General features: G+C 62.9%; 25 protein-coding genes. 19 read left to right on the plus strand and 6 right to left on the minus strand.

The window, feature by feature from the left end; all coding sequences use genetic code 11:
* Positions 1–66: 66 nt before the first annotated feature.
* The 4 genes from C7450_RS30190 to C7450_RS30205 are packed head-to-tail and all read left to right on the plus strand — an operon-like array spanning position 67 to position 4703.
* Entirely contained in the window at positions 67–2997 is a 2931-nt protein-coding gene (locus tag C7450_RS30190) for a PAS domain-containing protein (protein ID WP_110378212.1), read from the plus strand.
* On the plus strand, positions 2987–3628 hold the full coding sequence (locus tag C7450_RS30195; RefSeq protein WP_110378213.1) for a response regulator transcription factor: 642 nt from the start codon (positions 2987–2989) through the stop codon (positions 3626–3628). Before C7450_RS30190 ends, C7450_RS30195 begins: the two co-directional genes overlap by 11 nt.
* A gap of 2 nt (positions 3629–3630) precedes the next feature.
* On the plus strand, positions 3631–4008 hold the full coding sequence (locus C7450_RS30200; RefSeq protein ID WP_110378214.1) for a response regulator: 378 nt from the start codon (positions 3631–3633) through the stop codon (positions 4006–4008).
* Positions 4009–4010: 2 nt separating this feature from the next.
* Positions 4011–4703, plus strand: a complete 693-nt coding sequence (locus C7450_RS30205; RefSeq protein ID WP_110378215.1) for a response regulator transcription factor — start codon at positions 4011–4013, stop codon at positions 4701–4703.
* Between the two features lie 149 nt (positions 4704–4852).
* Here the strand turns inward: C7450_RS30205 and C7450_RS30210 are convergent, their stop codons facing one another.
* Positions 4853–5602 (minus strand): SDR family NAD(P)-dependent oxidoreductase, encoded by a 750-nt coding sequence (locus tag C7450_RS30210; RefSeq protein ID WP_110378216.1) that lies wholly within the window; start codon positions 5600–5602, stop codon positions 4853–4855.
* 422 nt (positions 5603–6024) lie between these two features.
* Between C7450_RS30210 and C7450_RS30215 the strand changes: the two genes are divergently transcribed.
* The 12 genes from C7450_RS30215 (at position 6025) to C7450_RS30270 (ending at position 18574) form a co-directional block, all read left to right on the plus strand.
* A complete protein-coding gene (locus C7450_RS30215; protein ID WP_110378217.1) occupies positions 6025–6855 on the plus strand; it encodes an alpha/beta fold hydrolase in 831 nt (276 codons plus the stop codon).
* 171 nt (positions 6856–7026) lie between these two features.
* A complete protein-coding gene (locus C7450_RS30220; protein WP_110378218.1) occupies positions 7027–7680 on the plus strand; it encodes an HD domain-containing protein in 654 nt (217 codons plus the stop codon).
* A gap of 42 nt (positions 7681–7722) precedes the next feature.
* The gene (locus C7450_RS30225; RefSeq protein WP_110378219.1) at positions 7723–8493 is read left to right on the plus strand and encodes an SDR family oxidoreductase; all 771 of its coding nucleotides are present in this window, start codon (positions 7723–7725) and stop codon (positions 8491–8493) included.
* A 579-nt stretch (positions 8494–9072) separates the two neighbouring features.
* Positions 9073–10686, plus strand: a complete 1614-nt coding sequence (locus C7450_RS30230) for an HAL/PAL/TAL family ammonia-lyase (RefSeq protein WP_110378247.1) — start codon at positions 9073–9075, stop codon at positions 10684–10686.
* Between the two features lie 70 nt (positions 10687–10756).
* Positions 10757–12136, plus strand: a complete 1380-nt coding sequence (locus tag C7450_RS30235; RefSeq protein WP_110378220.1) for a dihydroorotase — start codon at positions 10757–10759, stop codon at positions 12134–12136.
* Positions 12133–13398 (plus strand): Zn-dependent hydrolase, encoded by a 1266-nt coding sequence (locus C7450_RS30240; protein WP_110378221.1) that lies wholly within the window; start codon positions 12133–12135, stop codon positions 13396–13398. Before C7450_RS30235 ends, C7450_RS30240 begins: the two co-directional genes overlap by 4 nt.
* A 165-nt stretch (positions 13399–13563) precedes the next feature.
* Entirely contained in the window at positions 13564–14622 is a 1059-nt protein-coding gene (locus tag C7450_RS30245; RefSeq protein WP_110378222.1) for an extracellular solute-binding protein, read from the plus strand.
* 136 nt (positions 14623–14758) lie between these two features.
* Positions 14759–15835: an ABC transporter ATP-binding protein gene (locus C7450_RS30250; protein WP_170147525.1), complete on the plus strand. Its 1077-nt coding sequence runs from the start codon at positions 14759–14761 to the stop codon at positions 15833–15835.
* On the plus strand, positions 15832–16731 hold the full coding sequence (locus tag C7450_RS30255; RefSeq protein WP_110378223.1) for an ABC transporter permease: 900 nt from the start codon (positions 15832–15834) through the stop codon (positions 16729–16731). The genes C7450_RS30250 and C7450_RS30255 overlap by 4 nt, the downstream gene beginning before the upstream one ends.
* On the plus strand, positions 16728–17546 hold the full coding sequence (locus C7450_RS30260; protein WP_170147526.1) for an ABC transporter permease: 819 nt from the start codon (positions 16728–16730) through the stop codon (positions 17544–17546). Before C7450_RS30255 ends, C7450_RS30260 begins: the two co-directional genes overlap by 4 nt.
* 27 nt (positions 17547–17573) lie before the next feature.
* Positions 17574–18017, plus strand: coding sequence for a hypothetical protein (locus C7450_RS30265; protein ID WP_210206582.1), 444 nt, complete (start codon positions 17574–17576; stop codon positions 18015–18017).
* Between the two features lie 5 nt (positions 18018–18022).
* Positions 18023–18574, plus strand: coding sequence for a cucumopine synthase-related protein (locus C7450_RS30270; RefSeq protein ID WP_110378225.1), 552 nt, complete (start codon positions 18023–18025; stop codon positions 18572–18574).
* A gap of 394 nt (positions 18575–18968) precedes the next feature.
* Here the strand turns inward: C7450_RS30270 and C7450_RS30275 are convergent, their stop codons facing one another.
* From C7450_RS30275 to C7450_RS30295, 5 genes are all read right to left on the minus strand, one after another.
* A complete protein-coding gene (locus C7450_RS30275) occupies positions 18969–20330 on the minus strand; it encodes a UbiD family decarboxylase (protein ID WP_110378226.1) in 1362 nt (453 codons plus the stop codon).
* Between the two features lie 161 nt (positions 20331–20491).
* Positions 20492–21439, minus strand: coding sequence for a cucumopine synthase-related protein (locus tag C7450_RS30280; RefSeq protein ID WP_110378227.1), 948 nt, complete (start codon positions 21437–21439; stop codon positions 20492–20494).
* Positions 21440–21497: 58 nt separating this feature from the next.
* A complete protein-coding gene (locus C7450_RS30285; protein ID WP_110378228.1) occupies positions 21498–22280 on the minus strand; it encodes an amino acid ABC transporter ATP-binding protein in 783 nt (260 codons plus the stop codon).
* On the minus strand, positions 22280–23065 hold the full coding sequence (locus C7450_RS30290) for an amino acid ABC transporter permease (RefSeq protein WP_110378229.1): 786 nt from the start codon (positions 23063–23065) through the stop codon (positions 22280–22282). Before C7450_RS30290 ends, C7450_RS30285 begins: the two co-directional genes overlap by 1 nt.
* A 91-nt stretch (positions 23066–23156) precedes the next feature.
* Positions 23157–23981: an ABC transporter substrate-binding protein gene (locus C7450_RS30295; RefSeq protein ID WP_110378230.1), complete on the minus strand. Its 825-nt coding sequence runs from the start codon at positions 23979–23981 to the stop codon at positions 23157–23159.
* A gap of 75 nt (positions 23982–24056) precedes the next feature.
* On the opposite strand from C7450_RS30295, the gene C7450_RS34190 reads away from it, so the two are divergent.
* The 3 genes from C7450_RS34190 (at position 24057) to C7450_RS30305 (ending at position 26996) form a co-directional block, all read left to right on the plus strand.
* Complete coding sequence (locus C7450_RS34190) at positions 24057–24215, plus strand: hypothetical protein (protein WP_170147527.1); 159 nt, start codon at positions 24057–24059, stop codon at positions 24213–24215.
* A gap of 11 nt (positions 24216–24226) precedes the next feature.
* Entirely contained in the window at positions 24227–26092 is a 1866-nt protein-coding gene (locus C7450_RS30300; RefSeq protein WP_246573963.1) for a LysR family transcriptional regulator, read from the plus strand.
* Positions 26093–26225: 133 nt separating this feature from the next.
* Positions 26226–26996 (plus strand): hypothetical protein, encoded by a 771-nt coding sequence (locus tag C7450_RS30305; protein ID WP_146227593.1) that lies wholly within the window; start codon positions 26226–26228, stop codon positions 26994–26996.
* Positions 26997–27000: the final 4 nt, after the last annotated feature.

A 27000-nucleotide genomic window follows, 5' to 3' on the forward strand; every position in this document is an offset into this window, starting at 1 on the left:
GAAGACTGGTGCGAGATAAGGCTGTGACGGCTTTCAGGTAATCCGTCTCCGGAAGGGCACCCGACCATGATTGCAGCGCTGCATCGAACGCCACCGATCCTGGTGTCCCTCGCTCTGGCTGTCGGCCTCCTGGCATATTGGCTGGCCGGGGCCACCATAGGCATGCTGGCGCCGCTCGGTGCGCTCTTTTTCTATGCGCGCGGATATCTGCTTCAGTCGCTCTGGGCCGGGCTGTTCGTCGCCTTCGCCGGTGCGGCGGTCACCGCCGTTCTATACCCTGACGCTGTACGGGAAGCCGCGCTTTCCTTTGGCGCATCAATCGCGGTGGCCGCGTGCATCGGTGCGCTCATCGTGCGCGACCCATCCAGACGAGGTGCCCGGGACGCGGCCGCGCATCGACAAGCGCCGGGGCATCCCGGCGGCCTCGGCGCCGTTCCCGATGACGTGGCCGAGGGGGCGATCCACCCGGACGACAGGGCTGCGATCGCACAGGCAGCGGCCTATGCGTTCTGGACGGGCGTGCCGCAGGTGACGCACTATCGGTTGCGCCAGCCGGACGGCAGCTATCGCTGCACCGAGCTCCGTGCCGAGCCGGGCTACGGCGTCAGCGTCGATGTCGACGCCATGGTTTCGAGACCGGATGATCACTGGACTGTCGCGGAATCGCTTGGCCGGACCGCGCAGGCGGTGCAGGCCGCCAAGGTGATCGAGAGCTTACATGGCAAGGCCTGGGCTTTCGATGCGGCAGGGAAGTTCACCTATGTGACCCCTGCTGCCCAGATTGCCATCGACATGGCTCTGGAGGATCTCAATTGCCGTCTCGGCGAGCGGGAATTCATCGATGGCGGTGAGGTCGGCTGGATGCGCGGTGTTCATCCGGACGATGTCGACGGCGCCGCCGCGACCCTGCGCCATTGCCTGAAGACGGGCGAGCCGTGGAACATCGAATATCGCATGCTGCGCGCGACGGGCCACTATGTCTGGCACCGCATTTCAGCGCGGCCGACACGGGATGGCGAAGGGCACATCACCGGCTGGTTCGGCACCTCGATCGATATTGACGTCTACAAGAAAACTGAGGCTGCGCTGCGAGAGCGAGAAAAGCATCTCGAACAACTCATCGACACGGTGCCCGCCATGATCTGGAGCATGTCATCGGAGGGGCGCCCCATCTATCTCAACAGGCGGATCATGGAGGTCACCGGCGCCACGCTCGATACCGTCAAGGCGCCGGATGGGGCTCTTTCTTTGAAGAAGATGATTCATCCGAATTTCTGGGAGCTGGCAGAGCAAACCTTCACGAAATCGGTCATGACGGGCGCGCCGTACAACATCAAGTACCTCCAGCATCGGGCTGGCGGCACCTATCGATGGACGCAAACGCGCGCTGAACCCCTGCGCGACGAAGCCGGCAAGATCCTCCGATGGTACGGTGTATCCGTCGATATCCACGATCTGATCACCACCCAGACCGAACTCAATCTCCGAAAGCAGGAATTGACGCGGCTGATCGATCTGGTTCCGAGCTTTCTCTGGCGATTGACCCCGACCGGCGCACCAAACTTCTTCAACCGGCGATTCATCGACTTCCTGGGCATCGACGAAAGCGACCATGAGCAATCCGAGACAGAGCGATACGCGGCCGCCCTGAAGGCCGCAATCCATCCGGACGACGCCAGTCGCGTCTGGGCCGAAATCAAAGACTGTCTCAGCACCGGTCGGCCCTACGCGATGCGCTATCGCTTGCGACGCCACGATGGTGTGTATCGCTGGATGGACGGGCGTGCCGAGCCGCTCCTGGGTGACGATGGCAGCATCATTCAGTGGTATGGCCTATCCCACGACATCGACGACCAGCTTCGCGTGGAAGAGGCGCTGCGGGAGAGCGAGCGTTCGCTGCGACAACTGGTCGAAACGCTGCCTGCTCTCATCTATTGCGCGACGCCGAATGGGGAGCCCATCTATCGAAGCGAGAAGCTACGGGAGTTTCTTGGCTTCGGGCTCACTGACAAGGACGAGGATGGCCAGACACGCCTGACCGGAACCCTCGACGCGATCATCCATCCCGACGACCTTCCCGACGTCAAAGAGAAATATGGGCGTTCCCTGGCAACCGGCGCGCCTTATGCGATGAAGCACCGCCTCCGGCGGGCGGATGGCGAATATCGCTGGGTCGAGACGCGAACCGCGGCGCTGCGAAATGCCGAGGGGGAGATCGTTCAATGGAACGGCATCTGCTTCGAGATCGAAGATCAGGTGCGCGCGCAGGAAGCGCTGACATTGACGCAGGAACGACTGGCACGCGCGGCGCAGGCTGCGAGCCTGGCGGAGCTCTCCGCCTCAATCGCCCATGAGGTCAACCAACCGCTCGCGGCCGTGGTCGCCAACTCGCATGCCTGCCAGCGCTGGCTCGTCTCGGATCCGCCCAATCTGGAGCGAGCGCAGAAAGTCATCGAGCGCATCATCCGCGATGCCAATTCCGCCGCGGATGTCGTCGGCCGTGTCCGTGCCTTGTTCAGGCAGACGGCCCAGGCGCGCATCCCCTATCGGATCGACGCCATTCTTTTTGAGGCGCGGGATCTGATGATGGAAGAAGCGGCCCGGCGCCGCATGCGCATCGAGGTCGAGGTCGAGGCTGATCTTCCGTCCCTGGAGCTGGATCACATCCAGATCCAGCAGGTCCTGGTCAACCTGATCCGTAACGGCCTTGAAGCGATGGAGCCTGCCCGGCGCGGGGTTCTTCGCGCCCGAACATTGCGTGCCGGCGATTGCGTCAGGACCGAAGTCCGGGACACCGGCATGGGTCTTGGCGCGCCCGATAAGGTCTTCGAAGCCTTCTTCTCGACGAAACCCAATGGGATGGGCATGGGGTTGGCGATATCGCGGACCATCATCGAGACCCATGGCGGGCGCCTGTGGGCCGAGAACAATCAGGACGGCGGGGCGGCGTTCATCTTCACCCTGCCTGTCGAAGCGAAAGCCGATCATGACCAGTGACGACACTATCGTGTTCATCGTCGACGACGACGAGGCGCTCCGGGAGGCCCTGGGTGAGTTGCTGGCGGCGAACGGTGTCCGATCCGTCCCGTTCAGCTCCGCCGGCGACTATATCGGCTCGAGCAAGCCCGATCTTCCGGCCTGCCTGATCCTCGATGTCGAGCTTCCCGATATCAACGGACTGGAGCTGCAACGCCAGATCATGCAGGGAGACCATCCGCCGATCGTCTTCATCACGGGACATGGCGACATCCCGTCATCGGTGCGAGCCATCAAACATGGCGCCGTCGATTTCCTGACCAAGCCGTTCAGCGATACGGCGCTGCTCCTGGCCATCCGCTCCGCAATTGCGCAGGATCGGGAAACAAGGGCGAAGCGCGCCGAGCTCACGCTGCTGAAGCAACGCTATCACGAGCTCTCTCCGCGCGAGCGCGACGTGCTTCCGCTGGTCGTGAGCGGGCTCCTCAACAAGCAAGCTGCGGCCGAGCTCGGCATCAGCGAAGTCACCCTTCAAATTCACAGAAGAAACGTGATGCAGAAAATGGCGGCGTCATCGCTCGCCGACCTGGTGCGAATTGCGGAGCGGTTGGAAATCCCAATCCAGCATTCGCGCCGGATGGGAGGAATCTAGGTGTGACCCAGCATAAATATGTCGTTGCCGTCGTCGATGACGATCCGAGGTTGCTCGAATCGCTTGAAGAGTTGCTCGAGTCTGCGAGTTATGCGGTTCGTAGCTTCTCGTCCGCGGCAGCGCTTATCCGGGCGGGCCTTGCCGGACTGGATCTTCTCATCACCGATGTCGGCATGCCGGGGTTGGACGGCTTCGCGCTGCGCGATCTCGTCAACAGGGAACGTCCGGAGCTGCCGGTCTTTCTCATCACCGGGCGCCATGAGATTGCCGAGCAGATCAGGGCGCGAGCCGTGGAGAGCTTCTTCTGCAAGCCGTTCGATGGCCAAGCCTTGCTCGCGGCGATCGCAAGGGCATTAACTCAACAGGGACGTGGAAGGTGAACATGATCATTGACCGCTCACTCTCGCGCAATTCGGTGCTCTCCTCCAGGCGAGGTAGAGCCGAAAATCAGCAGCCTCTCGTCGTCATCGTCGATGACGACGCCTCGGTCCGGGACGCACTGTCCGAACTGATGGAGTCAGCCGGCTTCGCGGCGGTTTCCTTCTCCTCGACACAGGCACTGCTCGAGACCAGCATGCTCGACCAGCCGGGATGTCTCATCCTCGACGTGCGTATGCCCGGCTTCAGCGGGCTCGACCTCCAGCGTCATCTGACGATGAACGGAAATCCCAAGCCGATCATCTTCCTCACCGCGCATGGCGACATCCCCATGACCGTCCAGGCCATGAAAGCAGGCGCGGTGGATTTCCTGACGAAGCCAGTTCGCGACCAGACGCTTCTGGACGCCGTCAATGCGGCAATCGGGCTGGATGCCGCGCGAAGAATGGAAGCCGCGAAGATCAAAGGCTGTATCGAGCGCTTGCGAACTCTCACGCCGCGGGAGCGTGAAGTGATGTCCGAGGTCGCACGAGGGCGCCTCAACAAGCAGATCGCCTTCGACCTCGGCATCAGCGAGGTCACGGTCAAGCTGCACCGGGGCAATTTGATGCGGAAGATGGAAGTTGCCTCACTCGGCGAACTGATCAGGGCGTGGGAGGCTCTACCGGTCGCCATGCGTATGGCGGACGCCGCCTAGAGCAAATCCGGCTTAGATGGAATCGTTTGATGCCATCTAAGCCGGTGAATTTGCTCGTCATTTTTTGAGCGGAGCAAGTCCGCAAAAGACGGACTTGCTCTAGTGGAATGAATTTGACATGCGGGACCCGCTCGATGTCGGCCTCGAGATCAGGTCAGCGTGAGGCCGCCATCGACAGCCAGATTGACGCCGGTGATGAATTCTCCATCGGCGGAGCAGAGAAAGAGAGCCGCCTGCGCGAGTTCGTCCGCCGTGCCCATCCGGCCGAACGGGATCACCCGCGCGGCCTGCTCTTCGACCTGCGCCTGCGCTTCCGGAGCAACGCCGAGCTTTCCAATGATCGGCGTCGCGGTCGGACCGGGGCTGAGCACGTTCACGCGGATGCGCCTGTCCTTAAGTTCCAGCGCCCAGTTGCGCGCGAATGCTTCGATCGCCGCCTTGCTGCCAGCGTAGACCGCGTGACCATCCAGCACCTTGCGGCTCGCGATCGAGCTCGTCAGCAGGATCGCGCCGCCATCGCGCAAGAGCGGAGCGATCTTCTGCACGCCGAAGAACGCGCCGCGCGCATTGGTGAGGAACTGGGTGTCGTAGTCGGCGGCCGTCACCTCGTCGCTCGGCTGGATGCGGATACTGCCCGCATTGGCCACATAGATGTCGGCCTGGTTGAAGCGCTCGGAGACCAGCGCGGCGACACGGTCATGCGTGGCGAGGTCGGCAACATCACCGGCGAGGCCGGCCGCCTGAGGCCCGAGGGCGGCGACGGCTTCGGTTACGGCGTCCTCTCGACGACCGACGATCAGGACTTTCGCACCTGCGGCTATGAACAGGCGCGCTGTCGCGAAGCCGATCCCGCTGTTGCCGCCGGTGATCACCGCGACCTTGTTCGACAATTTTCCCATGTGAATCTCCATTGATGATCCACAATTGGGCCGCGCCTGATCGAAATCAAAATATTCCGAAGTCGATATGAGCTATACATTTGAATAGAATGAATTGTCTTCGAGCGTATTGATCGTCGCTCCAGGACGATGAAAAATCAATACGCCTCGAAGATCTGACGGCCATAGCGATATCGTCGCAGATTCGAGGTCGAAATATCGGGGTTTAAGCGGAAGCGCACGCCCCGAGCATTTCGATCCGCAACCAGTATCTGCGCCTGGAGGCGCCAATGCCTAACAAAGCACTATTCAGTTCCACCGACTTCAGTCGGCGGGACCTCCTTTGCGGCGGCGCCGGCATGGCGGCGATTGGCACGCTTTCGCTCCAGTCCTCCGCGCAGCCCGCCACCGTTTCCCCTCGCAATACCAAAAGGAGCCGACGCATGAATTATGTCACGACGCGGGATGGCGTTGAGATTTTCTACAAGGATTGGGGCCCGAAATCGGCCCAGCCGCTGGTGTTTCACCATGGCTGGCCGCTCAGCTCGGACGACTGGGACGCCCAGATGCTGTTCTTTCTGGCGCAGGGCTTCCGGGTCGTCGCTCACGACCGGCGTGGGCATGGCCGTTCGAGCCAGGTCAGCGAAGGGCATGACATGGACCATTACGCGGCCGACACCGCGGCGGTCGTCGAACATCTCGACCTGCGCAACGCCGTGCATATCGGACACTCCACCGGAGGCGGCGAGGCGACGCGCTATGTCGCGCGCCATGGCAGGAGCCGTACTGCGAAGCTCGTTCTCATCAGCGCAGTCCCGCCGATCATGGTCAAGACCGAGCGGAACCCCGGCGGCCTGCCGATCGAAGTCTTCGATGGTCTTCGGAAGAGTCTCGCTGCCAATCGCAGCAAGTTCTACACCGATCTCGCCGCGGGGCCGTTCTATGGGTTCAATCGCGCCGGGGTCGAGCCGGATGCCAGCATCGTCCAGAACTGGTGGCGCCAGAGCATGATGGGAGCCGCCAACGCTCACTACGAAGGCATCAAGGCTTTCTCCGAGACCGATTTCACCGGGGATCTCAAGGCCATCGAGGCTCCGGCCCTCGTCATGCATGGCGATGACGATCAGATCGTCCCGATCGGCGACAGCGCTCCGCTCTCGGCCAAGCTCCTGAAAAGGGCGACCCTGACGATCTACAACAAGTTCCCGCACGGCATGGCGACCACCCATGCGGATACGATCAACAGGGACATCCTCGCCTTCGTCCGAGGGTGACGCTCGCGGATGAGGCGGCGAATGAGGCCGCCTCGTCACCTTTGCAGTCCACCAATCAGCTTGGGCGGCTCAGACGCCGGTTGGTCAGTCGTCGCATAGGGAAGCGCCGGCCTTCGACCCGACCATTCGCGGACAACGCCTGGAAACTGTCACTTGAGGCCCTTGAAAGACATGTCAGAGATAGAAAAAGGCCGTCAAATTCTGGCGGGCGTTTCCGTGCCGGACACCGAACTTGTGGCCAGCGCTCTCGCTTATGCCCGCCGGGCCTGCGAGCCCTACCTGTACAACCACGTTGTCCGTTCCTGGCTTTTCGCGGCGCGGCTGGGGCAGCTTCGGACTATTCATCACGACGAGGAAGTCGTCGCGGTGGGAACGCTCCTGCACGATGTCACGCTGAATGAGCGCTTCAACGGGCCGCGCCGGTTCGAAGTCGAAGGCGCCGATCTCGCGCGGGGCTTCGCCCGTCAGAGTGGTCTCGACGAGCGTCGCGCCCAGTTGATCTGGGACAGCGTCGCGCTCAACTCGACGCCGTCGATCGGCCTCTACAAGGAAGCTGAGGTTGCGCTCTGCACGACGGGTATCTGCCTCGATGTCGTCGGGCTGCAATACGACGCGCTCCCGCCGGACGAGGTCCAGCAGATCCTCCTGGCCTATCCGCGGCTTGGAATGAAGCGGCTGATGACGCAGTGCTTCTGCCACATCGCCAGAACCCGCCCTGAAACCAGCTACGACAATTTCGTGCGTGATTTCGGCGAGCGGCTCGTCGCGGGCTACCGCGCGCCTTCATCGGTCGATTTTGTCGAGCGTGCGCCGTTCGACGAGTGACATGCATCCGGACAGGGCGCGAGGATATCAAGGAGATGGCGGATGAAGATCGTTGTGGTAGGCGGGACCGGCATGATCGGGTCCAAGCTCGTCGATGCGCTGGCCGGCCGTAGTCTCGAGATCGAAATTGCCTCGCCATCGCGCGGCGTCGATACGGTCACCGGCGAAGGACTGGCCGAGGCGCTGTCCAGCGCGCAGGTCGTCGTGGACGTTTCCAACTCTTCAACCTTCGATCAGGACGTCGCGCTCGCTTTCTTCGAGGCCTCCGGAAGGAACCTGCTCGCTGCCGAGGAGGCCGCCGGCGTCCAGCATCATGTCGTCCTCTCTGCCGTCGGGACCGATCGGCTACCCGATAGCGGGTATTTCCGAGCCAAGATGATGCAGGAGACGATCGTGAGACGCGCAAACCTGCCCTACACGATCGTGAGGTCGACGCCCTTCTTTGAATACATCAACGGAATCGTCGGGGCGGCGGCGCAAGGGGATGCGATTCGCATTTCGCCGGCCCTCATCCAGCCCATCGCAGGTGACGATGTCGCGCTGGCGCTGCGAGATGTCGTTCTCGGGCGCGCGCAGAACTGCGCGCTGGAGATCGTGGGGCCGGATCGCTTCCGTCTCGACGACCTCGCCCGGCAGATACTGGCCGCGAACGAGGACCCGCGCCAAATCATTACCGATAGCCAGGCGCTCTATTTCGGCGCGGTGCTACGCGAGGACACCCTCATTCCAGGTGACCATCCAAGGCTCGCGCCGACGCGCTTCGAGGACTGGCTTCGGCTTTACGTGGCCCAGTCGCTGGCCCCAGCCAATTGAGGCCGCGCACAGCCCCCACCTCGGCCGGTCCGAGCGACAAGAAGCCGAAGATCACGCCATATTTTCTCCCGCTCCGAAGAGAATCGCACATAGCGGGATAGAATTTATCTATAACGTACATTTGAAGATACTGAATTAAATATTTTCTTTTCTGAAAGAAAAATATACTTTTTATCGAATCGATACATTCATAAAATACGATATTAATTTTAGCCCTGATCTGCACGACGCGCCTTTGGTAGGTGATATGTGCCTATGATAGCCGCTTCGCTGTCTCTCCCAAGATCCCGGCCTGAGCGGGCGCCGCTGTGTTGAGAGCGGGCCATCAGGCGACCTGTGGGGCTGCTTTCCGGATCGGCAGGCACTGACCGGATGCGCATCGCGAACAATCGAAAATTCCTATTGGCCGCTTTCGGATTTCCGATGTACGCGCCCGGCCGAAGCTCCGATACGGATGTCGTGGGTGGCCCGGCGATCAGCCTGATCGAACATGTCACGGCGAATGCGTCGGCCTTGGCCCGGATATCGCATAACCTGGAAATCGCTTGGCGGCGGAGAAGAGTGGCAAGGATCGGTCCATTGAGCACTATCATTCTAGACGGTAACAGCCTGACAATCGAAGATGTCGTCCGTATCGCCCGCCAAGGGGTCAAAGTTGCTATCGCGGACGCTGCGCGCGACGAGATCATACGCGTGCGTGCCTATATCGAAGAAAACTGGCTAACCGAGAATGCGCCGCCAACCTATGGTTTCAATACGGGCGTCGGCAAGCTCAAGGACTATGCCATCAGCCAGACTGACAACGACAAGTTCCAGCGCAATATCGTCCTCTCCCACTGCTCCGGCATCGGCGAGCCGGCCTCCGAGGAGATCGTTCGCGCCATGATGGCGGTGCGCATCAATGCGTTCTGCCTCGGTGCCTCGGGCCTCAGGATCGAGGTTGTCGACCGGCTGGTCGAGATGCTCAACCGCGGTGTGCATCCTGTCGTGCCGATCCAGGGCTCGGTCGGCGCGTCCGGCGACCTCGCGCCGTTGGCGCATATGGTGTCCGTGCTCATCGGCTACGAAGAGGCCGAGGCGATCTTCGAGGGCGAACGCATGACAGCCCCTAAGGCGCTGGAGAAGGCCGGCATCACGCCCGTGACCTTCGACCTGCGCGCCAAGGATTGCCTCGCGCTCATCAATGGCAACAGCCTGTGCGCGGGCATGGCCTCGCTCAACCTGTATGATGCCGAGCGCCTCATGAAGCTCGCCGACGCCACCGGCGCCCTGAGCCTGGAGGCCATCCGCGGCGAGCAGGCGGCCTTCGATCCGCGCATCCATGCGGTGCGCAAGCAGCCGGGCCAGATCGCCACGGCCGAGAACATTCGCCGCATCATCGCGGATAGCCGACGCACCACCGAAGCCTGCCGCGCGGTGCATCTCGAAGACGATATCCTTCACCCGAAGCACTCCGCCCGCGTGCAGGACCAGTATTCCTTCCGTTGTCTGCCGCAGGTGCACGGCAGCTGCCGTGACCAGCTCGAACACTGCAAGACCATTGTGACACGCGAGCTGAACGCCGCCACCGACAATCCGCTGGTTTTCTGGAATGACCGCGGCGCGCTCGAGTTCCTCTCGGGCGGCAATTTCCATTGTGAGCCACTCGGCTTCGCCATGGACATCCTGGCGATCGCCTTGATCGAGATCGGCAATATCTCGGAGCGCCGGCTGTTCGCCCTATGCGACACCACCCTGAACTATGGATTGCCGCCAAACTTGGCCGGTAAACCGATCGGCCTCAACTACGGCTACGGCATCATCTCCACGGCGGCGGCGGCTGTTGCTTCGGAGAACAAGACGCTCGCCTTCCCGTCGACGGCCGATACCATTCCCACCAAGAGCAGCCAGGAGGATCACGTCTCCATGGCCACGTGGGCCTGCCGCAAGACGCGTCAGGTGCTGGACAATGTGCCGAAGATCCTCGGCATCGAGGCCATGCTCGCCGCCAAGGCCATCTTCCTCACCCAGGAGGCGCTGGGCGGCTTCCAGCTCGGCGCGGGCAGCCAGGCACTCTATGATCTCATCAAAAGCCGCCTGCCATTCCAGCAGGAGGACGCCTATATGCAGCGCCAATCCGTGCCGGCGATCCAGATGGCCCGCTCGGGCGAGTTGCTCGACGTTGTCGAGGCCAAGATCGGAGCGCTGAACTAAGCGCTTGCCGGATCGTCGGGCGCGCTTGCGCAGCGCCCGCCCACCGACAACGCTCTTCGGGGAAATCACGATGTCCGATTTCGATCTCGTGTTGGCTGGAACGCTTGTCCTGCCCGATCGTCTGGTTCCCGGTGGCTTCGTCGCCGTGCGTGACGGCCGCATCGCCATGGTAGGCCAGGGCGTGCCACCGGCAGCGCGCGAGCGGCATGATCTCGGACAGGCGCTGATACTACCCGGCGCGATCGACGCACAGGTGCATTCGCTTTCGCAGAAGGGCGCGGAGGATTTCATCTGGTCGACGCGCTCGGCGGCGGCCGGTGGTGTGACCACGATCGTCGACATGCCCTATGACGACGGCAATCTCATCTGCTCCGCCGAGGCTTTGCAGAGCAAGGTCGCACACGCCGGCACCCAGGCGCGGGTGGACTTCGCGCTGCATGGCACGGTCAATCCCGAGGAAGGCGCAGCGCGCATACCCGAGATGGTCGCGGCGGGGGCCTGCGCCTTCAAGTTCTCCACCTTCGGCACTCATCCCGTGCGTTTCCCGCGCATCCCGCCCCAACTCCTCCTTGAATGTTTCACGGCAATAGCCCGCGAGGGACTGGCGGCCGGTGTCCACAATGAGAACCATGAGGCCGTCGAGACCTACATGGCGAAGGTCAAGGCCGCCGGCATCACCGATTGGCGCGCCCATGGCCTTTCCCGACCGCCGATCACCGAGCTGCTTGCCATGCACGAGATCTATGAGATCGGGGCGATGGCCGGCTGCGACGCCCATGTCGTCCACTGCTCGCTGTCGCGCGGCTATGACATCGCCGCCGCGTACCGCGCGCAGGGTTTCACCGCCACAGTGGAATGCTGCATCCACTACCTCGTGCTCGACGAGGAGCACGACGTGCGCCGCCTCGGCGGCAAAGCCAAGATCAATCCGCCGGTACGTCCGCGCGCCGAGGTCGAAGGGCTGTGGCGGCAGGTGGCGGCCGGCAATGTGTGGCTCGTCTCGACGGATCACGTGTCATGGACCGCGGATCGCAAGACCGACCCGGACATGCTGGCCAACGCATCCGGCGTGCCTGGGCTTGAGGCCATGGTGCCGCTGTTCGTCAAGGGCGCGCTGGAGCGCGGTGTGCCGCTGACCTCGGCGGCGCGGCTCATGAGCGCCAATCCGGCGCGGCATTTCCGCATCGATGACCGCAAGGGCAATCTTGCCGCAGGGCTGGACGCCGACATCATCGTCATGACGCCTGAGCCTTATGTCTATGAGGCGGCTGCCAGTGGCCACAATGTGGTGGATTGGAGCCCCTATGACGGGATGACGATGCCTTGGCGCGTTGCCGCCACCTATCTGCGTGGCAAGCAGGTTTATGACGGCCGCGCTGTGCTCGCCGAGCCTGGCAACGGCCGGTTCATTCGCCCGCCCCTCACGCGTGCGATCGCGAGCACGGCATGAGCGGACAGAACTGGCCGGTCAAGGCGGACCGGATCGCCGAGGATGTCGAGGCGCTGGCGCGGATCACCGATCCCGACCGGCCCTGGACCCGGCGCGCCTTCACGCCGCGTTTCCTGGAGGGGCGGGCCTATATCGAAGCGCGGATGCGCGCTGCGGGCCTCGAAACGCGGATCGATGCCGCCGGCAACCTCATCGGCCGCCGCGCCGGCAGCAGGCCCGGCACTGGCACTCTCCTGATTGGCTCGCATTCCGACACCGTGCCCGATGGGGGCCGTTTCGACGGGGTGGCGGGTGTGGTCTCGGCCCTCGAAGTCGCTCGTTCCCTGGCGGATGCGGGCATTGTGCTTGAACATGACCTCGAGGTGATCGATTTCCTCGCCGAGGAAGTCAGCATATTCGGCGTGTCCTGCGTCGGCAGCCGGGCCATGGCTGGCCGCCTTGATCCAGCATGGCTGGGGCGTGTCGGCGGCGATCTCACGTTGGCGGAGGGCATCCGGCAGGTGGGTGGGGATCCGGACCGTCTGGCGGACGCGGCTCGCAGCGACATCAAGGCCTTTATCGAACTGCACATCGAACAGGGGCCGGTCCTTGAAGACAGCGGCGATGATATCGGCGTCGTCTCGGCCATCGTCGGAATCACACGGATCGAGTTCATCATCGAAGGGCGGCCTGATCACGCCGGCACTACACCCATGGCGGCCCGCCGCGACGCATTGGTCGCGGCGGCGGATCTCGTGCGCGCCGTCAGAGCACTCGCCATGGCGCACCCTGAAGGCGAGGGACATTTCACGGCGACCGTGGGCGAGTTCCGCGTCCTCCCGAACGCCGCCAATGTCGTTCCCTCCAAGGTGGAGCTGCTGATTGACGCACGCGCCGAATGTCGCCCGGCGATGGAGGCCTTCATCGCGGCGCTGACGGCGGAGGCAGCGACCCTGAAGCAGCAGCACGGTGTCGTCGTGACCGGCCCCCGCGTCATCTCGGATAACGACGCGGTGACCTGTGACATTGCGCTCCAGCAGACATTGGCAAAGGCTGCCGACGCGCTTGGCCTGCCGCGCCGGGAGCTCGCATCCGGCGCCGGGCATGACGCGGCCTGGATCGCGCGCGTCGCGCCGGCAGCGATGGTGTTCATACCGTGCCGGGAGGGCCGCAGCCACACGCCCGAGGAATGGACAGAGAATGACGCAATCGCCAAGGGCGCGGCCGTGATCCATGAGGCTATCCGACGTCTCGATAAGGTCGGGGCCGACACGGCGTCGTGACCCACGACGGCACGGTTCGGCCGCACTTATCGGCAGTTTCGACATCACTATCATTGGCAAGCGCGATCCGGGCCGGTTTCCTTCAGGAAGCACAATTGCTGTTTCGGCGACTCACCCGTCGGGGCGGCCAAATGCAAAATTTCTAAAAATGAGGGGTACATCAATATGTTGGATCGTCGGAGCCTCTTGAAGCTGACTGCCGCAGGCGCAATCGCGGCTGCAGCGCTCGTGCCCGCGACGGCCGGCGCGGCTGAGCCGCCGAAGCCCGCCAAATTGACGATGAATGTCTACGCTGGTCCTTTCGAAGCCAATATGCGCAAGGCGGTCATCGCGCCATTCGAAGCCGATACGGGCATCAAGGTGGAACTCGTCCCGAGCGCTCCGCCGCTCGCGAAGCTGCAGGCGCAGGGCGCCTCGCCGGAACTCGATATCCTCATCGCCGGCATCGTTGAGAATTTGATCGCCGGCCAGCAGGGGCTGATCGTCAAGCTCGATCCGGACAACATCCCGGAGCTCAAGGACATCTACGACATCGCCAAGACCCCGGACGGTGTCGCGGTCAACTTCTCCGCTCTGGGCCTTGCCTATGACAAGAGGCAGTGGCCGACCCCGCCGACCTCCTGGTTCGATCTCGCCTCGGACAAGACGCCGGGCAAGATCGTGGTGCGCCAGCCGGACGCCCAGAACACCGTCGCCTGGATGGCTATCATGGCCAAGGAGATGAATGGCACCTGGCCGGAGAAGCCGGAAGACTACAAGAAGGTTGGCGAACTTCTGACGAAGAATCTCAAGCCGCGTCTCGCTGCCATCACGACCAACACCGCCACCACCCGCGCTGGCTTCACCAATGCCGGCGCCGGGCTTGCAGTTTGGACAGACAGCCAGGTTGCGGCCTTCGCTAACGAGAGCAAACTGCCACTTGAGTTCGTCATCCCGAAGGAAGGCGGCGTCATGATTGCCACCACTGCGATGGTGACCCGCACGCCGAACAAATACTGGGCGGAAAAGCTGATCGGCTACATGCTCCGGCCGGAAGCGCAGAAGATCTTCGCCCTTAACGGCTATTACGCGCCGTCGAACAAGACCGTCGTCGTTCCCGATGACGTCGCGGCCAAGATGGTCTATGGCCAAGCCAAGATCGATACGCTGCTGCGGATGCCGTGGGACAAAATCACCCCCATCAACCAGCAGATCTCGGAAACCTTTTACGAAGCCGTCAACTGAGCGGCAAAGCCTCTCTCGAGGCCTCCCGGCCGGGCCCCTCAAAGCCGGGAGGCGCAACCCGTCTTGCAGCCCAAGCCGTGTATTCGCCATTTGGGTATGATGCGGCCATCCCCATGCCAGGAGTTTGGAACAAACGATGACCGCCGCGAGCCTGACTGCGGAGTCGCTAGCCCATGCCTATGGGGCGGCGCCTCCCACGCTGAAGGGCATCTCCTTCACCATCGAGCCGGGCGAGTTCTTCACGCTGCTTGGACCCTCCGGTTGCGGCAAGACCACGACCCTCAGGCTTGTTGCCGGATTGCTGTCGCCGACTGCCGGGCGGATCCTGATCGGCACGCGCGATATCACGGCCGTTCCGACCCACGAGCGCGATATCAGCGTGGTTTTCCAGAACTACGCGCTATTCCCTCATATGACGGTTGCCGACAATGTGGGCTATGGCCTGAAGATCCGTGGCAGGCCGCGGCGCGAGATCGCCGCTGCCGTCGAGGAAGCGCTCGCCACCGTAGGCTTGCCGGGCATGGACAAGCGTTATCCGACCGAACTCTCCGGCGGCCAGCAGCAGCGCGTGGGGCTCGCACGCGCCATCGCCGTCAAGCCGCGCGTGATGTTGCTCGACGAGCCCCTGTCGAACCTCGACGCGAAGCTGCGCGAGCAGATGTGCCTGGAGATTGCGGCCTTGCAACGCCGGATGGCCATGACGGTGCTCTACGTGACCCACGACCAGGCCGAGGCGCTCGCCATCTCGGACCGTATCGCCGTCATGAGCGATGGCGAGATCCGCGAGATCGGCACACCGACCGAGATCTATCGTCGGCCACGCTCGCTGACGGCCGCCACATTTCTCGGCGATACCAATCTGGTTCGCCTGCGGGCCGGCCGAGACGGCGTGACCCTGCCTTCGGGCAAGGCGTTGGCGATGGCGGCGAACCCGGTCGCGGCCAGCGGCGAGATCATCGTGGCCATCCGCCCCGAGGCCATTGATTTCGTGGGACTTGACCCAGCTGGGGCGCTGCCCTCCAACCATTTTCGTGCGCTGGTCGAGAGCCGCGTCTATCGCGGCGCGACCAGCCAGATCGTGCTCAAAGCCGAGGATTTCCCTCAGCCGGTGCAGGCGCTGGTCCTGGGCGAAGCCGGCGGCCGGCCGGGCGAGACGGTGGCCTTTCGCATCGATCCCAACGAGGTCCATCAGGTCGCGGGAGCGGCCGCATGAGCGCCGTCCCCGCCCGTGGGAGCCGCCGGCCTGATCTGCCCTTCGCAGCCTCGCCGGCCTTTGCGCTCGCAAGCCTCCCGGTGCTGGCTTTCTTCGCGGTTTTCATCGGCTGGCTCGCGGTCATCAGCCTGTTCAAGCCGTCGGTGTTCGCCGTCTACACGGCTGACTTCACGCTGGAAAACTACATCAAGGTTTTCACCTCGCGGATTTATTACACGGCGTTGCTGCGCTCCATCTGGCTGTCCGCGCTCTCCACCGTCTTCACCGTGCTGATCGCCTATCCCATCGCCTACCATATCTGCCGGTGGGCCGGCCGCCTGAAAGGCGCCTATATCGCGATCGTGGCATCGGTGTTCCTGGTGACCTTCGTCATCAAGATCTACGCCTGGCAGATCCTGCTCGAACGCGCAGGCCTCGTCGACCGGCTGCTGCAGCTTCTTGGTCTCACCCAGGGCCCGACGCGTCTCATCGGTACCGAGACGGGCATTCTCATCGGGCTGGTCTATGCCAGCCTGCCCTATATGATTCTCTCGCTCATCACGGCCGTCGAGAAGGTACCACGGGATGTGGAACATGCGGCCGCCGTGTCCGGCGCGCCGCCGCTGACGGTCTTCCGCACCGTGACGCTGCCGCTGACCATGCCGGGTATCGTCACCGGCGCGCTTTTCACCTTCGCACTCAATGTGGCCGCCTTCATCGTGCCGGCATTGCTCGGCGGTGGCACGATCACCATGGCTGGCCTGCTCATCCAGCGGGTGTCGGTGGGCGTGGGCACGGCCGGCGGCAACTGGCCGCTGGCGGCTGCGCTGTCCGTGGTGCTGCTTGTCATCAGCGCCCTGTTCAGCCTGGGGCTGGTGCGCGTGTTCTCGTCGCGGCGATGGAGACTGGCGGCATGATGGTTCTCAGTCGCTCTCCCGCGGCCCGCGCGGCGCGCATCCTGGCCCGCTGTGCGTTCTATGTCGGCATGATCTTCCTCATTCTGCCGATCGTTGTCGTGGTCATATCGTCGTTCACCGCCGGCGACGTCGTGAGCTTCCCGCCCCAGGGCTGGAGCACGCGCTGGTACGGCATTGCCGCCGGCCGCCAGGACTTCCTGTCGTCGTTGTGGCTGACGCTGGTCCTCGCTGTCGTCGTCACATTCATCAGCCTCGTCCTCGGGCTCATCACCGCGCTGACGATCGTGCGCGGCCGCTATCGCGGGCGCGGCGCCCTCAGCGTCGCGGCGCTGGCACCGCTGTTTGTGCCGAATGTGGTGATCGGCTTCGCGGCGTTGCCGGTGATGGCGGCGATCGGGCTGCTCGGCAGTATCTGGGCAGTGCTGATCGCCTATGTGATCATCGTTTTTCCCATGATCGTGCGCGCGCTGATCGGCACGATCGAAAGCCTCAACAGTTCGACGGAGGAAGCTGCCCGGGTCTTCGGCGCGACCCCGCTGCGGGCATTCCTCACCGTCACTCTGCCGCTTGCGGCACGTGGCATCTTCGCGGGCGCCATCTTCTCCTTTGTCGCCGTGCTCGACGAGGCGGTGATCATCGCCTTCATCGGCGGCACCAATACGGTGACCTTCCCGATGCGGCTCTTTTCCTACATCGCCGAGACCTACGATCCGGTCGCCTCGGTCTTCGCCACGCTCATGATCGTCGCCACGACGGCCCTGATGCTGGTGCTCGACAGGTTGATCGGGTTTGAACGTCTCGGCAGCAACCGCTGATCCCCCCAACAGAAGGACGTTGCCTGCATGGCCGTATCAGCCAGTCCCACTCCGCAGCCGCGGCTCGAACTCAACGTGCCCGATCTTGATCTGACGATCGGGATGAAGCTCGATGTCGAAGGCAATCCCGAACTCTGCGCAGCCATCCGCGCGATGCTGCCCCTGAAGAGCCTGTTCGGCCATGTCGTCATCTCCGGCGACGGCATCTGGCTGCCGAGCCGGCTCGTCTACTTCGGCAAGCCCGTGATGGTGACCCGCACGATCGGTTCGGTCTATCTGAACGCCCCCGGCCAATCGATCTGCATGACCTACGGCGCCATCACCGAGACGGCGGTGGTCAACGAATTCGCCCATGTGGAAGACGACAGTCTCGCCGCGCTCAAAAGCGTCGGCGATGCCGTTTGGCGCCGCACGGTCACCGATCCTGTCCGCCGTAGCGTGCTCGGCATCCTGCGTGAAGCGAAGGACTGAAACAAATGAGCAACGCGCTCCCCGCGACCAAAACCTGGCAGGCCGTGCAGGCCGAACTCGAGGCAGAGATCGACCGCATCTGGCTCGATGAGCCCCTTGAGATCCAGAAGATCCGCCTTGGTGTCATCGACACCGGCGCCGGCTCAGGCGGACAGTCTTTCTCGATCATGGTTCATCTGGAAGCATTCCTGATGATCTTCGGCGCCAATGTGTTTTATCGCTTCGTGCGCTTGGCCAAGGATCAGGATGACCTGACGCTTGATCAGCTCCGGGTCATGACACGCGCGTTTCTGCACAAGCCCTTCAATGTCTTCGAGTTCATGGGCGACATGGCGCTGCATGATCTGCACCGGCTCGGCAATGATTATCTCGCCGCGCTCGAAGATTTGAAAACAAAGGATGATTATGTGGCGTTGACAGGCTCCATGATGACTTACGTCATCCGCCTGCATCGCTGGATCCACTTCCACTTTCCTTGGAATCTCGGCGTCGCGTTCCCGCATCGCACAGTCGAGGATCTGAGTGCATTCGCAGCCGCGGCCAAGACGAGCGCCTGATAGCGCCTCCCCCCGCTTCAGTGCTCGTCCCAAGCGGCGAAGCCCGCGTGAGGTCACTCACGCGGGCTTTGTTTTAGAGCATGCTGTATTTGGATGGAATCCCACGGTCATCCCGGGGCGTTGCGCAGCAACGAGCCCGGGATCCATGAACACGCGGCCCGAGAAAAGACGCATCGGACTGTGCCTCTCTGGTAGAACGTGGTGTTCATGGGGTCCGGGCTCGGGCCTTTCGGCCCGCCCCGGAATGACACCACGGTTCCGTATAAAGTCAGCATGCTCTAGGATTTTTGCGGGTCTGGATGCCCGAGTTGCGTGGACAGCTTCCCCACCCCCTTCCCCTCTTCCCGCGGGGCCAGGGGTAACGGGCGGGGGCATATCTCATCGGGTTGCCGCCTCAGAGAATGCCGAGGGCCCTGAGCTTCATGCGCGCCGCGTCCAGAAACTCGGCCGGAGGCAGGGCTTGCGTGATCCCTTCCGGCCGATCACCGTCCTTGGCGGTGGCGTCATAGCCGATCTTGGTGATCAACCCACCGCGTTCCAGTGGCTCGGATCGATCCGCGGAAACGGCCGGCACGATGACGATATCGCGGTCGCCCTTCATCCGCGCGCAGCGCGCGCGGTCGACGGCGGCGAGGTCCCACGGGTCGACATCCTCGTCGACCACGGTCACCGTCTTGACGATATTGACAGCGCCCCAGCACGCGAAAATGGCCCGTTTACCCTGGCCGGGTTTCGGCTTGATCAGCTGCACCACCGCGTCGTTGCGCCCGGCGCCCGAAGCCGTGACGGCGACCTCGCCGACATTCGGAAAGACGCGCGTCAGAGCAATGCGCAAGGATGCAGCGATCGGCAGCGCCCCCAGATAGATGTGCTCGCCGTGGTAGCCGGGCTCGATGACCTGGAACAGGGCGTCGCGGCGATGCGTACGGCAGCGGAACTCCGTCAAGAAGCCGGGTCCGTAGTCTTCGTACATGCCATGGTATTCGGAAATCAGTCCTTCCTCGATGGGGGTGCCGACGTCGATGGTCCCCTCCAGCACCATCTCCGCATGCGCCGGCACCATCAGGTCCACAGTCCGGCAGCGCACGACCTCCACCGCTTCGCCGAGGAGCTTGCCGGCGCAATGCATCTCGTCCTCGCCCAGCCCGAGATAGAGACACCCTGCGAGCTGGATCGCGGGATGCGCGCCGAGCACGACCGCAATCTCCAGCTTCTGGCCAAGGCCGGCGGCCTTCCGGGCGAGGTGCGCGAGATGATGATTGGGCGCGATCCCGATCATGCCGGTCGAAGGCCCCGTCACCAGAATGCGGGCAAAGGAGGCATTGCCGCGGCCGGTTAGCGGGTCCTTTGCGACGATCAATCCCGCCGTGATATAGGGGCCGGCCTCGGCGGCGAAGAAGGTGGGCACCGGCAGGCCGGCCAGGGGATCGGCGGTGGTGATGACCTCCTGAACCGGCGCCTCGGTGATCTCGACAGGCGGGACCGCGCCATCGATCGCCTCGATAAGCCGGCGTTGGATCTGACCCCTGTCGATCTTCAGCGCACGGGCGATCCGGTCGCGGTTCGACAACAGATTACCGACGGCCCGAAAGCTGCTGCCCGCGACCTTGTCGAAAATCAACGCCTTGCCGCCGTCGGCGACGGACAGGCAGGCGGACACTTCGAAATGGGGCGAAACCTCATGGGGAACATGGGCGAGTTCACCGCTCGCATCGAGTTCGGCCAGATAGGCGCGCAGCGATTGGAGTGACGACATAAACGCTTCCTGTGCCGGGCCACGCGTGGCCAGCCCATAACTGATGGGGTGGTCTGGCCCCTGTTCGACGAAGCGGCTGCCATGGCGCCGCCTCGGTGAGGTGAAAGGCGGATGATACCGCCCGGAGGAGAGGCGACCGCATCGGGCCGCCCGCAAAGTATTCACAGCCGTTCGACGGTCAGCCAAATGACGTCTTTGCTGGTGTAGTTGCTCTCCCAGACGGCAGCGCCGAGGCGCTCGATCTGGCCGAGATCTTCCACGGCGATCTGGCCGAGGACAGGAGCAAGAAGATCCTCGGTGGTCGGGCCGTACTGGACGATGATCTTCTGACCGGTGTTCTGTGAGAAACGCACGCGCCCGAAAGGCGCCTCGCGGATCACCTCGCGCCAGGCGACCGGCGCCGTCGAGAGGATCGGCGTCCAGGCATAGATCGACTTGCCGGTGACCATGGCATGCGACTGCGGAACGCGGAATGGCGCCGCTTCCAGAACATCGCGGCAAAGTTCGGGATTGCGGAAGGTCGCGAGCTGTACCTTCACCGAAATGCCGAGCGGTTCCCAGGACATCCTGATCCAGGCATCGCCGATCGCTTCGGATGGGATGCGTGACAGATCGAAATAGGAGCGATCCTCCGGCGGTACGCTGTCGTAGCGGAACTGCTCGCCGAGGTCCCAGGGAAAGTAATGATGGTTCCAGGCGTTGAGGCGGTTGGCGTAGCGGTTGAGCGCCGCTAGGCCCGTGGCGATGTCCTCGATACTGGCGACGGGAAAGGCCTCGCGCAGGCGCTCCGCGAAGTCGCCGAGCTTCCGGAGGCCGCTGTAGCCGAGATAATGCGAATAGGCCGGGTCGAACTCGGTGAACAGCTGCGCCATCTCGGCCGCCGTATACTTGCCGGACCGCGCCATGCGTACCAGCGGGTACAGCGTATAGCCCGTGTAGTCGCGTAGCATCCCGGCCGCGATGTCGTAGGTCCCGAAATATTGGCCATACGAGCCGGCATTGTCGCCATGGCGGCCGGTTCGCACAAGGCGCCACTCCTCCGGCTCGACACTGGTGATGGCGGCGCTCTCGGCGTCCAGCGCGGCGGCGATTGTCTTGACATCGGTCATCGTCAGCTTCCGGTTTCAGAGGCGAGAGACCCTGCGCGTCGTGGACGGCTGGGCGCGATCAGAGAATTTTCGAGAGAAAGGCTTGCGTTCGCGGGTTCTTCGGCCTGTCGAACACCTCCGCCGGCGGGCCTTGTTCGACGATCCGCCCGGCATCGAGCATGATCACCCTATCGGCGACCTCGCGGACGAAGCCCATCTCGTGGCTGACGATCAGCATCGTCATGCCCTGCGCGGCGAGGTCGCGCATGACGGCGAGGACTTCGCCCACCATCTCAGGGTCGAGGGCGCTGGTCGGTTCATCGAACAGGATCAGCTCGGGATCCATCGCGAGCGCGCGCGCGATGGCCACCCGCTGCTGCTGGCCTCCCGAGAGCTGGCGTGGATAGGCGTCGGCCTTGTCGGCAAGCCCGACACGGGCGAGATGTTTCTCGGCTACGGCGCGCGCGTCGGTTTTCGGCCTGCCGAGCACATGCACCGGCGCCTCCATGACATTCTGGAGGGTGGTGAGGTGCGGAAACAGGTTGAAGCGTTGAAACACGAAGCCGATGGAGCGGCGCTGGGCAGCGACCTTGCGCGCCGGCAGCTTGATCAGCCTGCCGTTCGCGCCTACCCGCACACCGAGCGTCTCGCCGGCGATGCGCACTGTGCCGGCCGAGGGCGCAAGCAGGTGATTGAGGCAGCGGATCAGTGTGGTCTTGCCCGATCCCGAGGGCCCGATGATGGCGACGACCTCGCCCCTGGAAACGGAGAAGGAGACCCCCTGGATGACGGGCAGGGCACCGAAGTGCACTTCCACGCTGTCGCATTCCACAAAGGCCGGTTGACGCGCAGCCGATTTCATCACGCTGCCCTCGTTTTGGCCGTGACGGCGCGGCGCGAACCCGACAGGCTCCGCTCGATCAGCATCTGGACGATCGTCCAGGCACCGGTGAGCGCGAGATAGTAGACGGAGACACCGAGATAGACCTCGAAGGACTTGTAGGTCGCCGATTGCACCTCCTCGGCGACCCGGAAGAGCTCCGGCACCGCGATCACGCTGAGCAGGGAGGTCGTTTTCAGCATCTGGTTGAACTGGTTGCCAAGCGGCGGCACGATGACGCGAGCGGCCTGCGGCAGGATGATCCGGCGCATGGCAAGCGCGGGCGTCATGCCAAGAGCTTGCGCTGCCTCGGATTGGCCTTCATCGATCGACTGGATGCCGGCGCGAATGATCTCGCTCATATAGGCTGCTTCATGCAGCCCGAAGGTGACGATGCCCGCGACCAGCGCGCCCTGCACCCACAGCGGGCCGATGAACACGCGCGGCGGGAACAGGTCGGCGCCACCCAGGAGATAGGGCAAGCCATAGTAAATCAGTACGAGCTGCACAAGCACCGGCGTGCCACGAAAGAAGAAGAGGTAACTTTGATTGCAACCGCGCAGTAACCCGAACCGACTGAGGCCGGCGAGCGCCAAGAGACAACCCAGAATGACGCCGAGCACCTGAGAAATGATCGCGGCCGCGACCGTCAACCCTAACCCTTTCAGCAGCGCAGGGCTTGGCGAGAACACGAAGCGAAGAAAAAAGCTCGTGTCGAAGACAAAGCTCACGTCGCCATCGAAATAGGCCAGAATTGAATTCAACATGGTGCGACGCAGCCTGGCTCAAGGTCTTGGCTATTCCAAATGGTCACCAGCAGCGTCATGGAGAACGTCATGGAGAGCGTCATGGTGAGCGTCACGGGCAAGGCTTGGCACTGGTGCACAGGGTCATGCCGGCAGCAACCCCCCATTTGTCGGCCATGGCCTGCAGCTTTCCACTTGTTTGCATGTCGTCGAGCGCCTTGCGGAATGCGGCGGCGACATCCTCGCGCGGCTTCGTCACGATGATGCCGAGCGTCGACGGCGGCACTGGTGCGCCGCCGATTTCGAACTTGCCGTTCGATCGCGTCTGGAAATAGGACAGCACCATGGTATCGCCGACCATGGCGTCGACGCGACCCAGATCAAGTTCCTGGAACGCGATCGTATTGCCGGGGAAAGCGGCGATCTCCATGGGCGGCTTGCCGAGCTTGGCCAATTCCTCGTTCGCGGCCTCCAGGCGGCGCTGGTTGGCGCTGCCAAGGAGCACCGCGACGCGCTTGCCGGACAGGTCGAGATAGGTCTTCAGATTCTGGGGGTTGCCCTTCTTGACGAGCAGGCCCGAGGCCACCGCCCAGTAATCGACGAAATTGTATTTCTGAAGACGCTCTGGGCTCTTGGAGGTGCTGGCCATGATGGCGTCGCACTGGCCGGTATCGAGTGCGGGAAAGATGCCGGAGAACTTCACGTTCATGATCTCGATCGGCAGCTTGAGCTCGTCGCCGATGCCCTTCAGCATGTCGATCGCGACACCGGTCGGGGTCGAGCCATCCTCGGCCATATACTGGTTGGGTGGGCTGTTGAGGTCCGAGCAGAAGACAATCTTGCCCGCCTTGGTGAGGGAATCGGGCGCGGCTTCGGCCATGCCGATACCGGCCACCAGCGAAGCTGCCAGGATGAATGCGCGACCGGCCATGGACATGGAATTCCCCTCATTCAGCGTACCAAGAATTCCCACGGAGTGTCGGGGAGGTTGCCTTCACTTTGGACGTGAGAAATGCCGAAGCTGACGATCATGAAAATCGAACGACCCAAGCTTGGCTCTATCCGCCCCAATCATGTGCACGCCTATGCGCGGATTTGTGGCTTCCATCACGGGCCGGTCTGTGATGGTCTGCAGGGTAAAGACACCGTCAGGCTGAAGGGGCCGCGATGAACGCAGCAGGGATGGAGCTGAGACAGCTCGGCTATTTTGCCGTCGCCTGCCAAAACCCCAACCTGGTGGCGGCTGCGGCGGAATTGGGCATTGCGCAATCGACTTTGAGCGCTGGCTTGCAGGCGTTGGGCGATCAGTTCGGTGTCGCCTTGTTTCAGCACGCGGGCAAGCGGGTTTATCCGCAGCCGGCTGCTCTCTGGTTGTTTCGGAACGCCGTCAAGCTTCTCCATGCGGAGAGCTTCGCGCGGGCCTATATCCAGTCGGGTGCCGAGACCGGCATTCGCCGTATTGCGATTGACCTCAATCTCAGCTTCGCCATCGGGCGCCTTTCAAAAGCCCTCGGGCGTTGTGTCGAGCTGCTCCATCCTCTGAACCCGGACATATTCTTCGACTACCGGTTTCTGTTTGGCTCTGAGGATTCGGCGGAGGAGTCGGGCCGGGTCGGAGCTCTGATCGCTGCCGATCCATGCGGGGTGATCGAGATCGATATGATCGATCCCAATCATCCCGGGAGCAGCGATATGATCCCGCTGATCGACGACCCCTGGGTCGCGGTATCTCTTGCCAAACCTGTAAGTCGGGACGAGGCCGCACCGCTTGTCATGCTCAGGATGTCGCGCGACCTGCAGAACAGCTTGATGCAAGCTGTCGAGGCAAACGGTTTCGCCCATCGGGTGCAGATTGTGGACGAGGATCCGACCAAGTTGCCGCGGCTCATGATCGAGCAGCCCCAGTCCACCTTCGTGATGCCGCGCAGCATGCTGTCGAACCGATTGGGGCTCATCGACGTGCATGTGGAGCCGCTGCGGCTGGGTGCGTCGCGATGGATTGGCGCGCGCATTCGCGTTGATCATCCTACCGCCCGCGTCTTCGTCGATGCGCTCAGAAATATTCTGCAGAGTCGGGAGCAGAACGTCGTTTTTCAACCCAAGTTGACGCTTCGCCAGATGCGATACTTCCAGCTTTTGCATCGCAGTGGCGGCATCGCGGCCGCAGCGCGGGCCGCGAATGTGACGCAACCCGCCGTGACCGCGCAACTGCGCAAGCTGGAGCAGACCCTCGACACCCCCCTCTATCGCATGGCGGGTGGCAGTCTGGCCATCAATGCCGCTGGCGAGAGGCTACGGACGGTGGTCAATGCCATCGAGGCTGGACTGAAGAAGATTGCAACCGGGCGCGACGCCGCTGTTGCCGGTCATAGCCAGCTTGTCCGCATCGGCATGATTCCGGTCGCGGACAGCGGCAGCGCGGTTGCCCAGGCGATGGCATCGGCAATCATGAAGTTGCGCCGCGCATGGCCCGGATACACATTCAGGATCGTCGAAGCGCGGACGAAGGCGCTTCATGACCTCGTCAGCAACGGTTCTGTCGCATTCGCTGTGGTGGAGACCGCAAATGCCCAGGCGACGCGTATATCGCTTGGTCTTTATGAGCCTCTTGCGCTGGTCGCCAACAAGGCACTTGGCCTCGAAGACGGCGGCATTGTTCCTTTCGCGCGCCTGAAGGATCTCCCATTGGTGCTCGGAGGAGCTTCCTTCGGGATCCGCTCCCTGCTTGACCAGGCGGCTAGGGCTGCTGGGATAAGGCTTCGGCCCTCAATAGAAGTTGAATCATTTCCCCTAAGCCTCGCCATGGTGCAAATGGATGAGCTGTGCACCGTACTTCCACCGCAAGCCGTGCGCGATAGCGCGCTCCGCGAACACCTGACCGTGTCCAGGCTGGTCGATCCCGTGGTGCGGCAGCCGCTCAACGTCATTTTTTCCGGACAGCGGGCATTGAGTGAGGTTGAGCGCGATTTTATTGCGCTGCTCAAGCGTCAACTGGCGGTCGTCATGCAGACGAATGCGGACTATGTGAGCGAGGGCGCACGGCCCTGAAAGTTGCGGGTGCCTTTGCTCTGGTCGGCGATTTCGCCTCGGCCTGAGAACAGGTTATCTTCGCTCATTCCACTCCGGCGGTATCCTGACGGCTGGTATATGAGGGGGCTTTGGAGCCGGTTTTGCCAAGTTCGTGTCAGGATTTCGTCTACAGGCGGATTCCGATGTCGATGAGATCCCGAGTTTTTCTCGCGCGCCGGGCTGTCTGTCCCTTGGGACGCAGTGGCTCAACGCTCGCCGTTCGGTCATGCCAGGGGGGAATCAATCCGCTATGCTAAACCTTCGTGCCATCGTTCCCTGTCTGCTCCTCGCTTTCCCGGCGCTCGCGCAGGATACGCGTGCGCCGGAGCCGCAATACGCGGTCGCGTGCGGAGCGCAGTTCGCGCGGTCTGCAAGCCACGCGAGTCTCGTCAAGCTTTACGGCGCGAAGAACGTCACCTTCGAAGGCGTGAACCGCCCAGAAGGCGAGGTCGTCAAAGCCACTGTGCTTTTTGCGAAAGACCCAAGTCGGCGGCTTGAGATTGAATGGTATGACAAGAAGAAGCGCCGCTTTCCAAGCGTGATGACCGTCTTTGGCGAGACAAACAAATGGATCGGCCCGCTCGGTATCAAGAACGGCATGACGATCCAGGAGATCGAGCAACGCGCGGGCAAGCCGTTCAAGATCAACGGTTTCGGCTTTGACGTCGCGGGCGCGGGGCACTTCTCGGAAACGAAGCTTGAAAAGCTGCCGGGCGGCTGCTTCTTCAACGCCCATTTCGACATCGAAGAGGGACTGCCGCCCGAACACCTCGAGCGTTTTGTCGGCGAAGTCGAAATAAGCTCTGACGATCCTGATCTTCTGACACTCAAGCCGAAGTTGTGGATCTACACGCTGACCTATCCTCCTCCCGCGGCAGATTGAAAGC

Origin of the sequence: Chelatococcus asaccharovorans (genome assembly GCF_003201475.1) — a bacterium.
In the GTDB taxonomy this organism is placed as follows: domain Bacteria; phylum Pseudomonadota; class Alphaproteobacteria; order Rhizobiales; family Beijerinckiaceae; genus Chelatococcus; species Chelatococcus asaccharovorans.